General features: G+C 61.6%; 15 protein-coding genes. 1 reads left to right on the top strand and 14 read right to left on the bottom strand.

Annotated elements, in window-relative coordinates; translation table 11 throughout:
* Positions 1–141: 141 nt before the first annotated feature.
* Positions 142–1,305 carry a beta-glucosidase gene (locus N5J69_RS15395; RefSeq protein WP_279771464.1) on the top strand — a complete coding sequence of 388 codons (1,164 nt, stop codon included), beginning with the start codon at positions 142–144 and terminating at the stop codon, positions 1,303–1,305.
* Here N5J69_RS15395 and N5J69_RS15390 read toward each other — a convergent pair.
* The 14 genes from N5J69_RS15390 to N5J69_RS15325 form a co-directional block, all read right to left on the bottom strand.
* Positions 1,293–1,466, bottom strand: coding sequence for a hypothetical protein (locus N5J69_RS15390; RefSeq protein WP_279771463.1), 174 nt, complete (start codon positions 1,464–1,466; stop codon positions 1,293–1,295). The two genes, N5J69_RS15395 and N5J69_RS15390, sit on opposite strands and share 13 nt — an antisense overlap.
* 40 nt (positions 1,467–1,506) lie before the next feature.
* On the bottom strand, positions 1,507–1,650 hold the full coding sequence (locus N5J69_RS15385; RefSeq protein WP_279771461.1) for a hypothetical protein: 144 nt from the start codon (positions 1,648–1,650) through the stop codon (positions 1,507–1,509).
* A 132-nt stretch (positions 1,651–1,782) separates the two neighbouring features.
* Positions 1,783–3,018 (bottom strand): beta-ketoacyl-ACP synthase, encoded by a 1,236-nt coding sequence (locus tag N5J69_RS15380; protein ID WP_279771459.1) that lies wholly within the window; start codon positions 3,016–3,018, stop codon positions 1,783–1,785.
* Positions 3,015–3,746: a 3-ketoacyl-ACP reductase FabG2 gene (locus N5J69_RS15375; protein WP_279771457.1), complete on the bottom strand. Its 732-nt coding sequence runs from the start codon at positions 3,744–3,746 to the stop codon at positions 3,015–3,017. Before N5J69_RS15375 ends, N5J69_RS15380 begins: the two co-directional genes overlap by 4 nt.
* Positions 3,743–4,219, bottom strand: a complete 477-nt coding sequence (locus N5J69_RS15370; RefSeq protein WP_279771620.1) for a 3-hydroxy-fatty acyl-ACP dehydratase — start codon at positions 4,217–4,219, stop codon at positions 3,743–3,745. Before N5J69_RS15370 ends, N5J69_RS15375 begins: the two co-directional genes overlap by 4 nt.
* The gene (locus N5J69_RS15365; protein ID WP_279771455.1) at positions 4,209–5,369 is read right to left on the bottom strand and encodes a beta-ketoacyl-[acyl-carrier-protein] synthase family protein; all 1,161 of its coding nucleotides are present in this window, start codon (positions 5,367–5,369) and stop codon (positions 4,209–4,211) included. The genes N5J69_RS15370 and N5J69_RS15365 overlap by 11 nt, the downstream gene beginning before the upstream one ends.
* Positions 5,366–5,938, bottom strand: coding sequence for a DUF3261 domain-containing protein (locus tag N5J69_RS15360; RefSeq protein ID WP_279771454.1), 573 nt, complete (start codon positions 5,936–5,938; stop codon positions 5,366–5,368). The genes N5J69_RS15365 and N5J69_RS15360 overlap by 4 nt, the downstream gene beginning before the upstream one ends.
* Positions 5,935–8,241, bottom strand: coding sequence for an MMPL family transporter (locus tag N5J69_RS15355; protein ID WP_279771453.1), 2,307 nt, complete (start codon positions 8,239–8,241; stop codon positions 5,935–5,937). The genes N5J69_RS15360 and N5J69_RS15355 overlap by 4 nt, the downstream gene beginning before the upstream one ends.
* A complete protein-coding gene (locus N5J69_RS15350) occupies positions 8,228–8,836 on the bottom strand; it encodes an outer membrane lipoprotein carrier protein LolA (RefSeq protein WP_279771452.1) in 609 nt (202 codons plus the stop codon). Before N5J69_RS15350 ends, N5J69_RS15355 begins: the two co-directional genes overlap by 14 nt.
* The gene (locus tag N5J69_RS15345; protein WP_279771451.1) at positions 8,830–9,243 is read right to left on the bottom strand and encodes a thioesterase family protein; all 414 of its coding nucleotides are present in this window, start codon (positions 9,241–9,243) and stop codon (positions 8,830–8,832) included. Before N5J69_RS15345 ends, N5J69_RS15350 begins: the two co-directional genes overlap by 7 nt.
* Complete coding sequence (locus N5J69_RS15340; protein WP_279771449.1) at positions 9,236–10,945, bottom strand: glycosyltransferase family 2 protein; 1,710 nt, start codon at positions 10,943–10,945, stop codon at positions 9,236–9,238. The genes N5J69_RS15345 and N5J69_RS15340 overlap by 8 nt, the downstream gene beginning before the upstream one ends.
* A complete protein-coding gene (locus N5J69_RS15335; RefSeq protein ID WP_279771445.1) occupies positions 10,939–11,286 on the bottom strand; it encodes a hydroxymyristoyl-ACP dehydratase in 348 nt (115 codons plus the stop codon). The genes N5J69_RS15340 and N5J69_RS15335 overlap by 7 nt, the downstream gene beginning before the upstream one ends.
* Positions 11,273–12,592 (bottom strand): AMP-binding protein, encoded by a 1,320-nt coding sequence (locus N5J69_RS15330; RefSeq protein ID WP_279771443.1) that lies wholly within the window; start codon positions 12,590–12,592, stop codon positions 11,273–11,275. Before N5J69_RS15330 ends, N5J69_RS15335 begins: the two co-directional genes overlap by 14 nt.
* Positions 12,589–13,152: a hypothetical protein gene (locus tag N5J69_RS15325; protein WP_279771442.1), complete on the bottom strand. Its 564-nt coding sequence runs from the start codon at positions 13,150–13,152 to the stop codon at positions 12,589–12,591. Before N5J69_RS15325 ends, N5J69_RS15330 begins: the two co-directional genes overlap by 4 nt.

The raw sequence follows: 13,152 nt of genomic DNA, 5'->3' as shown, positions 1-13,152 counted from the left end.
AAATGCAGTTATTTTTATTATTCCCCGGCCCGACGTCTGACGCCATACTCCTGTTCCGATTGAGCGCGCCGTCACGGGCGTTTTTTAGTCTAGACTTAACCGGACGATCTGTGACCGGCATTTGTCCGGCAGGAGAGGAATATGTCCCATCAATCCCTTACAGATGCCCGCCAGCGCTACCATCCCGGCCTGTTTCGCAGCTTTTTCCAGGGCAGTTTCCCCTGCTCTACCGCCTGCCGTACGCCTGGAAAACGGCTTGATATGGTGATCAGCAGCGGTCACGATATGCTGCTGGAAAAAGATTACGCCGCGCTGGCTGAGCAGCACCTGCTCACCGCCCGCGACGGTGCGCGCTGGCATCTGATTGAAAAGATGCCTGGCCAGTATGACTGGCAGAGCTTTCTGCCGATGGTCGAGGCCGCACGACGTCAGCAGATGGAGATCATCTGGGAGCTGGCGCACTTTGGTTATCCCGATCATCTGAATATCTGGAAAGCTGAATTTGTTGATCATTTTAGCCGGTTCGCCCGGGCAATGGCGCAACTGATGCGCGACCAGGGCATTGAGCGCCCCTTTTTTACGCCGGTGAACCAAATCTCATTCTGGTCATGGGCGGGGGCAGATGTCGCCTGGTTTAATCCCCATGCCGCACATCGCGGTAAAGAGCTGAAGCGTCAGCTGGTTCGCGCCTCGCTGGCGGCGATTCATGCCATTCGCGAAGTCTATCCCGAAGCTCGTTTTGTGCTGACCGACCCGCTGGTGCAGATCGCGTATCATCCCGATAACCCGGACAGCAAGCCTTATGCTGATGCACAGCATCAGGCGCAGTTCGAAGCCTGGGATATGCTGGCGGGCCGCGTGGATAAGGAGCTGGGCGGCAGTGAAGATTGCCTGGATATCCTTGGTCTGAATTACTACCCCGACAACCACTGGTTTTTCCCCGATCAGCCGATGTCACCGGAGGATCCGGTGCGCGAGCCGCTGCATATTCTGCTGGCGCAGTGCTGGCAGCGCTTCCAGCGCCCGATGCTGATTGCCGAAACCGGAGCTGAGGGTGACGCACGTGCGCCCTGGCTGCAGGAGATCAGTGAAAATGTGGCGGTGGCGCTGGATCAGGGCATTGCGGTAGAGGGCATTTCGCTCTATCCGGTGGTGGAATATCCCGCCTGGGCCGACGACCGGCGTTCGCCGGGTCCGCTGCTGGGATTAGCCGACCCTAATGGCAACCGAAACCTGCATGAAGCGTTAGCGCTGGTGTTGCGCAGTCAGCAGATCAAGTTTGCGACGCGTAATCAGACGTGCTGAGAAGGTGGTTTTTTAGGGTGACAGGACTGAACGTCGGGTGTGGGTTCAGCTGGATGGCGTACGTCGGTGAGCCAGACCATGGTAAACAGGAACGTCACCCCGATCAGGCAGGCAGCCAGTAAGCCAATGATTGCGATTAATTTATCATCTCCGGAGTCCATCGCCTTCTCCTTACTCAATCCGTTGAATCCCCTGTGTGCGTCAGCTCATCCAGAGCGTAATCATAAGCACAAAGATTATAAGCGTTACCGAGGTCACCGCAAGCACTACTATCGCAAAGTGCGCATCATCAAGTGACTGGCGAATCGGCTGATCGTGATCGTCGGGCGGCAAGGGCAAAGACATAACTATCCTGTGAAGAACATGGGTCGCCGGACGGGATGCGGCAGGTGACAGTGTAGAGGAAAGGCGGGTTATCGTCCGGTTCTTTCGTCCGAAAAATAAACTGACCCGTGCCCGCGCGGCACGGGCCTGAGATCAGACGCCGCGCCAGCGTTTGAAGATCAGTGAGGTGTTAATGCCGCCGAACGCAAAGTTATTGCTCTGGATATAGTCAGTCTCCAGCTCTCGCGGCTCACCCATAATGTGATCCAGCTGCCCCCCGTCTGCGGCGGGTTCCGTCAGGTTAAGCGTGGGTGCAAACCACCCTTCCCGCATCATCTCAATACTCATCCAGGCTTCAAGCGCCCCGCAGGCCCCCAGCGTATGACCAAACCAGGACTTCAGCGAGGAGACTGGCGTCGTGTTGCCAAATACCGCCGCCGTCGCCAGGCTTTCGGCCCTGTCCCCCCGCTCAGTGGCCGTGCCGTGCGCATTCACATACCCGACCTCTGACGCCGTAATACCGGCACTTTGCAACGCCCGCTCGATACAAATCTGCATCGTTTCCTGCTGCGGCTGGGTAATGTGGGCCGCATCGCAGTTGGTGTGGAAGCCGGTGAGCTCCGCGTAAATCGTTGCGCCACGCGCCAGGGCGTGATCCAGCGACTCAAGGATCAGTGTTCCTGCGCCTTCACCAATCACCAGCCCATCGCGCTGCTGATCAAAAGGGGCAGGCGTGGTGTGCGGCGCGTCGTTACGCTGGCTGGTGGCAAACAGGGTATCGAACACTGCCGCTTCCGACGGACAGAGTTCCTCGGCTCCCCCGGCCACCATCACCGTCTGATAGCCATGACGAATCGCTTCCCAGGCATAGCCAATCGCCTGACTGCCAGAGGTGCAGGCGCTGGAGGTCGGGATCACCCGCCCGCGCAGACCAAAAAACAGCCCGGCATTGACAGCGGCGGTGTGCGGCATCATCTGCACATAGGTGGTGCCGGTAATATTATTGGTGTGCTTTTCGGTCAGCATGGTGGCGAACTCGCTGACCGGCCCGGTGCTGCCGGTCGACGAACCGTAGGCGATACCCGTTTCTCCGCTGGTCAGCACCGGATGGTCAATCAGGCCCGCCTGAATCAGTGCCAGCTCGGTCGCACGCGTTGCCAGCAGCGACACGCGGCCCATGGCGCGGATGCGCTTGCGGGTGTAGTGCGCAGGCAGCACAAAATCATCCACGGGTGCGCCCAGCAGCGTGTGCAGCCCGTCATAAACCTGCCACTCCGGCATAAAGCGCACCGCATTGCGGCCAGCACGCATTCGTGCCGAGATCTCAGCCCAGGATTCGCCAAAGGCGGTCACGCCCCCCATACCGGTTACGACTACCCGCTGGATCACAGCATGCCTCCATTAATCGAAATCACCTGACGCGTCACGTAGCCAGCAATATCGGACATCAGATAGCTCGCCAGGCCAGCGACCTCTTCTGCCGCGCCCATGCGCTTCATTGGCACGATCTTCATCGCTTCCTCGACCACCTGGGGTTCCAGCCCTTCCATGCCGGTATCAATCAGGCCTGGCGCAATGCAGTTGACGGTGATTTTGCGCTTAGCCAGTTCAATCGCCAGCGCTTTGGTGGCACCGATAATGCCCGCTTTTGCCGCGCTGTAGTTGACCTGCCCGCGATTGCCCATTATTCCCGAGACCGAGGAGAGGGTAATGATGCGGCCGCCGCGTCGCAGGCCGATCATGGGCATGACACAGGGCTGGATCACGTTGTAAAAACTGTCGAGATTGGTGTGGATCACGCTGTCCCACTCCTGATCCGTCAGCGCTGGAAACGCTGCATCACGGGTGATTCCGGCATTGCTGACCACGCCATAGTAGGCGCCGTGCTGCTCAATGTCCGCCTCCAGTGCCGCACGGGTTGCGGCGCGATCGGCGACATCAAATCCCAGAACACGGCCGCTTCCCCCTGCGGTTTCGATCTGCTGCAGGCACTGCTCAGCGCCAGCGCGATCGCGATTGAAATGAACAATAACCTGATAGCCATCCTGGGCGAGACGCAGCGCAATTGCGCGGCCTATGCCTTTACTGGCGCCCGTGACCAATACCGAATCTGTCATGGCTGATTTCCTTGTGACATTAATTGCTGTAACTCTGCTCCATTGGGTTGATACGTGTTCAGGCGACCGCTGGCAAGCCGCTGCGTGCCGTAACGAATGTCGCCCTCAAAGCTGCCCATGCGATCGTCGCGCACCAGCAGCGTCATTCGGATATCCAGCGTGGCATTGGCGGGAAACAGGGGCTGCTCTGCCCGCCAGCCGCGCCCACCCAGCAGCATACCGGGCGGAATCAGAGTTGCGCCGCCCTGCTTTGCATGCCAGCCCGACCAGACCCCTACGGTCTGCGCCATCATCTCAACGCCAAACCAGGCGGGCAGTTCACCCTGTGGCGTCAGGAATGGCGTCAGTACGCCCCCGGCGCAGGTCGATACCTGACAGTGAACCTGCTCGTCATCAACGGCGATCAGCTGATCGAGCAACAGCATTGGTGTAGCGTGCGGCAGCCAGAGCGCCGCGGGAGAATTAATCATGATCGGGCCGTCCCAGAATCAGACAGGTGTTATTACCGCCAAAGGCGAAAGAATTAGAGGCGATGACAGGCCGTTGCAGCCGCTGCGGCTGTAACAGCAGGCCACAATCTGGCAGCGTCTCATCCTGCGCCGCCTCACTGAAATCCTGCGCGGGCAGCGGCAGATTGTCCTGCAGAATCAGCGCACTGAGAGCGGCTTCACACACCCCCGCTGCACCGAGCGTATGGCCGGTCAGATGTTTGGTTGAGCTGCACGGCACCGCATTGCCGCACAGACGCGCTATCACGGCGGCTTCCATCTGATCGTTCAGCGGCGTCGCTGTGCCATGCAGATTGATATAACCCATCTGCTGCGGCAACAGGTTCGCCTGCTGCAGCGCCATGCGCATCGCCCGTTCAGCCCCCTCACCCTGCGGGTGAGGCGCGGACATGTGCCAGGCATCAGAGGACTCGCCAACGCCCAGCAGCGCCAGCGGCTGCGGTTCGCGCGTCAGCAGCATCAGCGCGGCCCCTTCGCCGATCGAGATGCCGTCACGATCGCGGCTGAATGGCGCACAGCGGCGTTCCGAGAGCGACTCCAGACTGTCGAAGCCGTTAATCGGCATCCGGCTCAGCGAGTCCGCACCGCCCACCAGCGCCACATCTGCCAGTCCCGCCGCGATGAGCCGTTCACCGCTGATAATGGCGCGGGCGCTGGAGGAGCAGGCGGTGGAGATGGTATAGGCCGGGCCATCCAGCTGCAGATAGTGAGCCAGAAAACGGGAAGGATCGCCCAGCTCCTGCATCTGGTAGTGATATTCGGGCTGGCTGCCGCAAATCTGCTGATCGCCCTCGTCCACCCCCGAGGTGCTGGTCCCCAGCACAATGGCGATTCTGCTGGCACCATAGCGCGTAATCGCCGCGTCAAGCGCCGGGCGAATCTGTGCCAGCGCCGCCAGCAGCAGCTGGTTATTGCGGGTGTTGTGCGCACTCAGTGCGTCTGGAATCGGCGGCAGCTCGCCGTCCACCCGGCCAAGCCAGCAGGTGCGATCGCCGCTCAGCCAGCCATGACGCGGCTGCATGCCGGGTGCCTCACCCTTTTTCAGGCTCGCCACAATCTGCTGATTGTCGTTACCCAGGGCATTCAGCATGCCGATGGCAGAGATGTAAATCATGAGGCGTCCAGATGTTGAATGCGGATCTGATAGCCAAAGGCATGCTGCTGAATGCTGATCGGCTGGCGCTGATTTCCGCGTTGCAGATAATCAATTTCGGTTACCAGCTGGTTATCGGCATCCATCAGACGTCGCTTTAATCCCCGATCCTGCAGCGTCCAGCCTGGCGGCAGCTGTTTTTGCCACACCGCCAGCGGCCAGTAGCTGAGCATGATATCCGCCAGCACCTGACTGGCGGGCGGCATCTGCGGCAGCGGCATCAGTTGCTGCGTGTGAATGCCGCTGGCGTCGTAGCGCAGGCTGAACAGCCGTATACCCACCGAGGAGAGTCCGGCCAGATCGATTTGCTGTTCATCGGCGCTAAGCAGCACCAGCAGGGACTGACTCTGGCCTTTAACCTGACCGGTCAGCAACTGCTGCTGCTGAAAGGCGGGGCGGATGCCGGGCGCTGGCAGCGTAACTTTCACACCCGGTTTCAGCCAGGCAGTGGGACGGCTGCTATCGGGTGCCGGTCCGGCACAGGCGCTGAGCAGCAGAGCCGTCAGCAGAATAAGTGCGGCGCGGATCATCGTTTACTCCTTGATCGGGTGGGTCGCATCGCCAGCGGCGACAGCAGGAAGGCGCTGAAAATGCCGCTGCACAATACAGTGCCAAAACTGGCGATTGCGCTGGTGCTGCTGAATACCAGCATACCCAGCGTCAGTAACGTGGTGATCATCGCCAGCGATACCGCCAGCATTGAGGTCAGCGGCGTCCCCTGCGGGTTACTGAAAAACAGCGTGTAGTTGATGCCAATACCCAGCACCAGAATCAGCGCCAGCAGCGCAAACAGGTTCAGCGACGCGCCGATCCAGCCCAGCGTGGCCAGCGCCATCGCCAGCGACAGCACCGACGGCAGTGCGCTGCGCAGGCCCGCCGTTAACCCCAGCCGTATCACAAAACTCAGGGTAATCAGCAGCAGCGCCAGCGCCAGTAAGCCGCTCAGTAAGCTCCGCCAGAAGCTGAACAGCGAATCGTAGCTCGCTTTGCGATCGATCCAGCTGACGCCCGGATGCCGTTCAGCCAGCGCGGCAAGTGCCGCACTGTTTTTTACGCCGCTGGTGGGGATCAATACGCCACTGCGCCCGTCCGGCAGCGTCAGCCACAGTAGCCGCCACCCTTCACTCAGCGGACTTGTCAGCCAGGCCTCCGGCGTTACCGGCATCGGAGTCAGGTCCGGCGCGGCAAGCGCAATGCCCGCCTGCTGCAGGCGGGCCGCAATCGTCGGGGTGGCCTGTTTCAGCAGCTGCAGATCCTGCTGCTGCTGCGCCAGCGACTGCAACGGCAGCAGACGATAGCGTTGCAGCCAGCCCTGCTGCTGTGCCTCATGCAGATCCGGTGTCAGTTTTTCCAGCCGCTGCAGCGTCTGCTGTGCGTCATCGCCCCAGACCACAAACCAGGTCTGATCGGCGCGCTGGCCGGTCAGGGTGGCCAGCTGGCGATCCTGCTCCAGCAGCTGCGCAGGCGCACTTTGCAGATGCGCGATATCATCATCCACCCTGAGCTGAGCGATACCGGCCAGTGCGAACAGGGCCATCGCTACGGGTAATCCGATGCGCAGCCCGCGCTGGCGACGCCAGGCGGCGATCCAGCGTGCCAGTGGCACCATCAGCGGCACCGGGCGCACCGGTAATCCGCGCACCAGCCACGGATAGATCAGAATGACCGTCAGGCAGGAAGCCGTTAAGCCGCTGGCGGCAAACACCGCCAGCTGACGCAGCCCCGGAAAGGGGGCCAGCAGCATCAGTAGCCAGGCGATAGCGGTGGTCGCCAGTGCCAGCAGCAGCGTGCCGCGGACTTTTCGCAGACTTTGCCAGGCCGTCTGCTGATCGCCGTGAACCATGCGTTCGGTGAGATAATAGAGGGTGTAGTCTGCCGAGATGCCGACAATACTCAGACTCATGACCAGCGTCATCAGATGCAGTTCACCGAAGCAAAGCAGCGTCATCACCGTGCCCGCCATCGCGCCGGTTGCCACAGACGTGACCGTCAGCAACAGCGGACGCAGTGAGCGGAACACCAGCAGCACCAGCAGGACAACGCCACCCAGCGTCACACTGCCCAGCGTTTTGACGTCATGCTGAGCGCGCTGGCTGGCGTTGTCGCTGAACAGTACCGTGCCCCGCGTCAGCAGTTTCGCCTGCGGCCAGCGGCTTTTAAGCTGCTGCTCCAGCGCACTGAGCCGCTTCACCAGCGCATGACTTTGCGCCATGCTGAAGGCGTTGTTCGCCAGTTCGCCATGCAGAAAATACCACTGCTGCCCCTGCTCATCCTTAACGGTGAGCCAGCCGTCGTGCAGCGTCATGCGCCCGGCGTTGCGGGCCAGCGCCAGCTGCGAACCGCGCACCAGCATCAGGGGATCGCCCTGTAGCTCTTTGCTGCTGACACCCGAGAAGGCCGAAAAGAGCTGAGACAGCAGCCAGTCTGCCTGCGCCCCGCCGCCGTTCTGCAACCGGCTGCGTGTCGCCTCATCAATCAGCCCGTTACGGTGTTGCCAGGCAAAACGGCCCCACTTTTGCTGCTGTTGCGCATCAAGATCGCCCTGCACCTGTTTCAGCTCAGGCAGCGCACGCAGCTGAGCCAGCCACCAGGCAGCGACCTGCGGATCGTCCTGCTGACCGGGTGAAACCAGCCACACCATCTGGCGATCCAGTCGCTGCATAAAGCCCTGCTGCAGTGCAGGCGGTGCCGCGCCCAGATTGTGCTGCGGCAGCAGCGCCAGCACGCTGCTGTTGAGCTGGCTGCGCGGCAGCAGAACGGCGAGCGCCACCGCCAGCAGCAGACAGAGCGCGAACCACACCCACGCCAGCAGCCGATCGTTACGGCCCGGCAAAACGCGCCTGCTCCTCGTCGCTTAACTGCGGCGGCGCAATGCGGGTGTTGCTGAGCTGAATCAGCGTTTTATCGCCCTGCTTATCATCAAGCTTAATGCTGTCCAGAAACGCATTGCCCGCCAGCGAAATACGGTTGAAAATTTTGTTCAGCGGCGCAGCTTTCGGCGTGAGATCCAGCGTCCAGGCGCCGTTGCCGCGATCGCTGAAGGCCACCGTAAAGTTCTCGTTCAGCACCTTCTGATCGGCCTGAAACAGCGCCCGCAGCAGATGGTTGAACTGGAACATCTGCGGATTGCTGTCGGCGGTGATCACCTGTGGCTTCTGGCCGCTGAGGCTCTGCACCATGCGTTTGTCATCCAGCAGCAGCGTCATCACAAACGGCGTCTGCTGATGCCACCACAACCCCTGCTCGCGGGCGATCAGCATCTGCCCGTGCGACACCAGCGGCTGACGCATACCCGCAATAGTGCGCGTCTGGGTAAAGTCTGCCCGGATGACTGGCTGGCTGGCAAAACGCTGTTGCAGCTGATCCAGCGTCACCGCGCTGGCAGCACTGGCCCACAGCAGCAGGCTGGTAAGCACTATTTTCAGCATCCTTTCACTCCTAAACGTTCCAGTAAAATGTCCGGCGAAACAAAGCATAACGCCTGACTCTCCTGCTCAACCGCCACCTGCAGGGTATGCGCTTTGGTGGTGATCTGACCGGCTGCGTTTCGCACTTCATAGTCGATGCGCAGGCGGTTCTCATATTCCGTAATCCGTGCGCTGACGCGAATCGTCTCTTCGCAGCGCAGGGGCTGGCGATATTTGACCCGCGTGTCCACCACCGGCCAGACATAGCCGCTGGCGGCCATCTCGGCATAGCTGTAGTTAATGTTGCGCAGCAGGGCTTCACGCGCGACTTCGAAAAAGCGGAAATAGTTCCCGTGCCAGACCACGCCCATGGGATCGCAGTCGTGGAATGAGACGGTCAGCACGACTTCAGCATGATGTTCAGTCATGGTCAGACTCCTTGTGGTGCGCCTGTTGATCAGGCAGCGTCCAGAAATCGAAAAAGTTGAACCAGTCGAGCGGAGCCAGCAGCGCGTAATGAGCCAGCCGCGCCGCGTAACGATCGACCGCCTGTTGCAGCGCCTGCTGACGCTGCGCCCGTGGCAACAGCAGCGGATCGGCAAACGGCTCACAGTGAATGCGCAGTTTACCCTGTTGCTGCAGCGCAAACATCAGCAGCACCGGACAGCGCAACGCGGCCGCCAGCACAAACGGTCCCTGCGGAAAGGGGGCGGCACGGCCCAGAAAGTCGCTCCAGATCACCCGCCGTTCGCCGCCGCGCTGCGGATTCACCGCCGTGCGATCGCCGACAATCGCCACCCATTCCCCTGCATCCAGTTTCTGTTGCAGCAGGATGGCCGTCTCCGGTCCGATATCGCTGACCGGCATCAGATTCACGCCCGCCTGCGGAGCGATGGTTTCCAGTACGGCCCGAAAACGCCGGGCATTGTCGGTAAAAACCAGCGCATTAATCACCAGCCCGCTGACCTGCTGCGCCATCGCACGACAGGCTTCGATGTCACCAAGATGGGAAGCGAGAATCAGTTTGCCCTGCGGCGCAGGCGCACGGATCACCGCTTCCGCCCCTGGCGCAAAATCGATATCCCGCCCCCAGCGCAGATCGCCGCGCCAGCTGGCGACTTTATCCAGCATCGCCCCGGCGAAACGCAGGAAATGGCGGTAGCTGTTCAGCCGCGGAGGTAATGCAATCTGGCGCTGCTGCGCGGCGGTTGTCACCTGCGCCAGCCACTGTCGGGAGGCAGTGCGAGCGCGCTGACCGCTCAGCCAGTAAACCGCCACGACCGGCCAGAGCAGCAGCGTGAAAGGCAACCGGCCGCCATAGCGATAGACCGCCAGCATAAAGCGTAATCCCCACTGCCCGCGCCGCTCCGTTTCCACAGACCAGTGCGCTGGCGGTTTGCGCATCGCCAGCAGACGGGGAATGCGCGGCAGCATGCCGAAGAAGAGCCGGGTGTGCATCCACGAGATACGCAGGTTGTCATAGAGCGCATCAAAGTGCGACAGCCCGCTGGCGGGATAGGTGACGCGGGTCGGGATAAAGCGACTGCGGGTGCCCTGCCAGTAGAGCCGCACCATGATCTCGGTGTCGAAATCCATGCGCTGCCCGATAGCCCGTCGGTCGCACAGCGCTAACGTTGCGGCCAGCGGATAGACCCGGAAACCGCACATGCTGTCGCGGATGGACAGCGACAGCGTTTCAATCCAGACCCAGAAATGCGTGATGTAACGACCGTAAAGGCGGGATTTGGGGATCGAATCGTCATAGCGCGGCTGACCGGAGATCAGCGCCTCGGGATAGTGCGCCGCTTCCGCCAGCATCAGCGGCAGATCTTCCACCTGATGCTGGCCGTCCGCGTCGAGCTGTACCGCATGGGTGAAGCCGCGTGCCGCTGCGGCCCGCAGGCCGTGGATCACCGCCGCGCCTTTGCCCTGATTGCTGTCGAGCCGCAGCAGGCTGAGCTGCGGGGCGTTGAGCGTTGCCAGCTGAAGCCGGGTGGCTGCATCGCTGCCGTCATCGACCACGATCACCGGCAGATTAAAGGGGGCCAGCCGCGCCAGCACTGACGCCATCATCGCACCGTGGTTATAGCAGGGGATCACCACGCAGGGTGAAAACGCGGCGCTTAACACAGCGCGATCTTCCCGCTGCTCGCGCTCTGCTCACCGTCGTCACTCAGCAGGCTGTAACGAAAGCTCAGGCGCGATTTTGCCGCGTCCCACTCAAGACGCAGCTGTAACAGCGAGTCAGGTGTCACCGGCTGCTGAAATTTAATGTTTTCAATGGCGGCAAACTGTTTGCCGGGTGCAAGCAGTGACACCCCGTAGTGCATCACCCAGTCGAGCTGCGCCACGCCGGGCAGAATCGGCAGGGTCGGGAAATGGCCCCGGAACCAGAACAGTCCGGCGTCAATCTGCAGGGTCAGCGTGACGCTGTCAGCCTGCAGCACCCGGCTGCGTTCAATCGGTAACATGAAAAAGTTCCTCTATTTGCGGCCAGGCGCGTTTGCTTTGGGGGGTGACCGGAATGGTGGCGACAACCCGCCAGTAGCGCGGTATCGCCAGCGGTTCCAGCCAGCGCTGCAGCTGGCGCTTCCACTGCTGCCTGCGCTGATGCAGCGCCGCGTCATCCAGCGCGCTGTTCAGCGACAGCACGACGCCAATGGCCTGACGCTCATGACGCGTCACCAGCAGCGCTGCGGCATCCTCGATTTCCGGCAAATCAGTCAGACGGCGCTCGATCTCGCTTAACGAGATGCGCTTATCGCCGATTTTCACGATGCGGTCGTGACGTCCTGCCAGCTGAAATCCGCCGTCCGGCTGCATATTCAGCCGATCGTCGAGTGGCAGGCCACGGTCATCGGCAATCAGCGGCGACCAGACCTGCCAGCGCCCGGGTGTCACCTGCTCCAGCCTGACTGCCGGGAAGCAGCGCCACGGCGTCGCCTCACGATCGCGCTGGCGCCAGGCCAGAATGCCGGTTTCGGTGCTGCCGTAAATTTCACTGACCTGACAGCCAAAGCGCTGCCAGACCTGGTCCGCATCCGACCCGCGCAGTGCGCCACCGGCCGAAACAATCAGTTCACAGGCGGGGGCGTCAGGCGTATTGTCCAGCCGCGATAAAAAGGCCGGGCTGCTGATAAACGCATAACGACCGTCGCGCGGAAGCCCGGCCAGCTGTTCACCGTAAAACAGCGGCTGGGCGGCAAACGGCAGCCTGAGCATCATCGGCAGAAAAACCCGAAACGATAAACCGTAGAGATGCTGATGGCTGACCGAGGCGATAATCCGGCACCCCTGCAGCGGTTCACCCCACAGCGCACTTAGCCAGCGGCTCTCTAACTCCATCACCGCCAGTGACTTCACCACCTGACGCGGTGTACCGGTGGAACCCGAGGTAAAGAGCACCAGCTCTGCTGCTCCCGGCAGCGGCGGCAACCGGCCTTCTGCTTCTGCGTCATCCCATGCCAGCAGCGGCAGCGTGACCGCCAGCGGTATATCGCAGAGTACGCCATCCAGTCGCGGCTGCATCTCGTCCAGCAGCGCGGCACGGCTGTGACCCGGCATCACCGGCGTTTTACCGGCGTACCAGCATGCCAGCAGCGCCACACAAAAACGGTAGCTGTCATCAAAACAGAGCGCCCAGTGCCTGCCTGGCTGTGCCATCAGGCGCTGGCTGAGCGCCCGTACCTGACGATGCATCGCGCTGAGCATCAGCGGTTGTTTGCCGCGCCAGGCGACCTCGCGGTCGTCTCCCGTCAGCCAGTCGGCCACCCTCATCCTTTTCGCCTCATGCGCTGACGTACTCCCCATTCGGCCCCCATCAGCGCGGCGATGAGCAGGTAGCTGATGCCGCCGTTCCACAACGTCCAGAGCCGCAGATCGCCATTCAGACAGGTATAGAGCGCCATGCTGCCATTGCCGATAAAAAACAGACACCAGATTTGGGTGACGCGGCGGGTGTACGGCACTGCGGCGGCAGGAAGGTCCGGCTCACGCAGCCGGGCGAGACGTTCCACCAGCGGCATTGCGCTCCAGAGCGAGGCACCAAACACCAGCAGCATCGCCAGATTGACCGCCACCGGATACCAGAGCAGCAGGTGCCGGGCGCGTAACAGCTGGCTGCTGACACAGAGCAGCGCGCCGAGCAGCGCCAGCCAGCCCATGACCGCGCCCATGGCATTTTGCTGACGCCGAAGTTGCAGCCAGCGCAGGCCAAACAGCAGCGCCAGCAGCCAGAAAAGTCCCTGCCAGCGTGGCTGGGTCAGTGCCAGCCAGACCAGCAGCGGCCAGGCCAGCAGCGTCAGCAGATTGAGCAGGCGAAGAGTGGCAACAGGCAC

It is taken from the genome of Pantoea sp. GD03673 (assembly GCF_029844725.1).
Lineage (GTDB): Bacteria > Pseudomonadota > Gammaproteobacteria > Enterobacterales > Enterobacteriaceae > Pantoea.
This window is presented reverse-complemented; position numbering and strand designations above follow the sequence as displayed.

Bases quoted from the DNA above. Each gene is read 5' to 3' on its own strand.
- N5J69_RS15395 (WP_279771464.1), top strand. From the start codon at position 142: ATGTCCCATCAATCCCTTACAGATGCCCGCCAGCGCTACCATCCCGGC.
- N5J69_RS15390 (WP_279771463.1), bottom strand. From the start codon at position 1,466: ATGGACTCCGGAGATGATAAATTAATCGCAATCATTGGCTTACTGGCT.
- N5J69_RS15385 (WP_279771461.1), bottom strand. From the start codon at position 1,650: ATGTCTTTGCCCTTGCCGCCCGACGATCACGATCAGCCGATTCGCCAG.
- N5J69_RS15375 (WP_279771457.1), bottom strand. From the start codon at position 3,746: ATGACAGATTCGGTATTGGTCACGGGCGCCAGTAAAGGCATAGGCCGC.
- N5J69_RS15365 (WP_279771455.1), bottom strand. From the start codon at position 5,369: ATGATTTACATCTCTGCCATCGGCATGCTGAATGCCCTGGGTAACGAC.
- N5J69_RS15360 (WP_279771454.1), bottom strand. From the start codon at position 5,938: ATGATCCGCGCCGCACTTATTCTGCTGACGGCTCTGCTGCTCAGCGCC.
- N5J69_RS15350 (WP_279771452.1), bottom strand. From the start codon at position 8,836: ATGCTGAAAATAGTGCTTACCAGCCTGCTGCTGTGGGCCAGTGCTGCC.
- N5J69_RS15345 (WP_279771451.1), bottom strand. From the start codon at position 9,243: ATGACTGAACATCATGCTGAAGTCGTGCTGACCGTCTCATTCCACGAC.
- N5J69_RS15335 (WP_279771445.1), bottom strand. From the start codon at position 11,286: ATGTTACCGATTGAACGCAGCCGGGTGCTGCAGGCTGACAGCGTCACG.
- N5J69_RS15330 (WP_279771443.1), bottom strand. From the start codon at position 12,592: ATGAGGGTGGCCGACTGGCTGACGGGAGACGACCGCGAGGTCGCCTGG.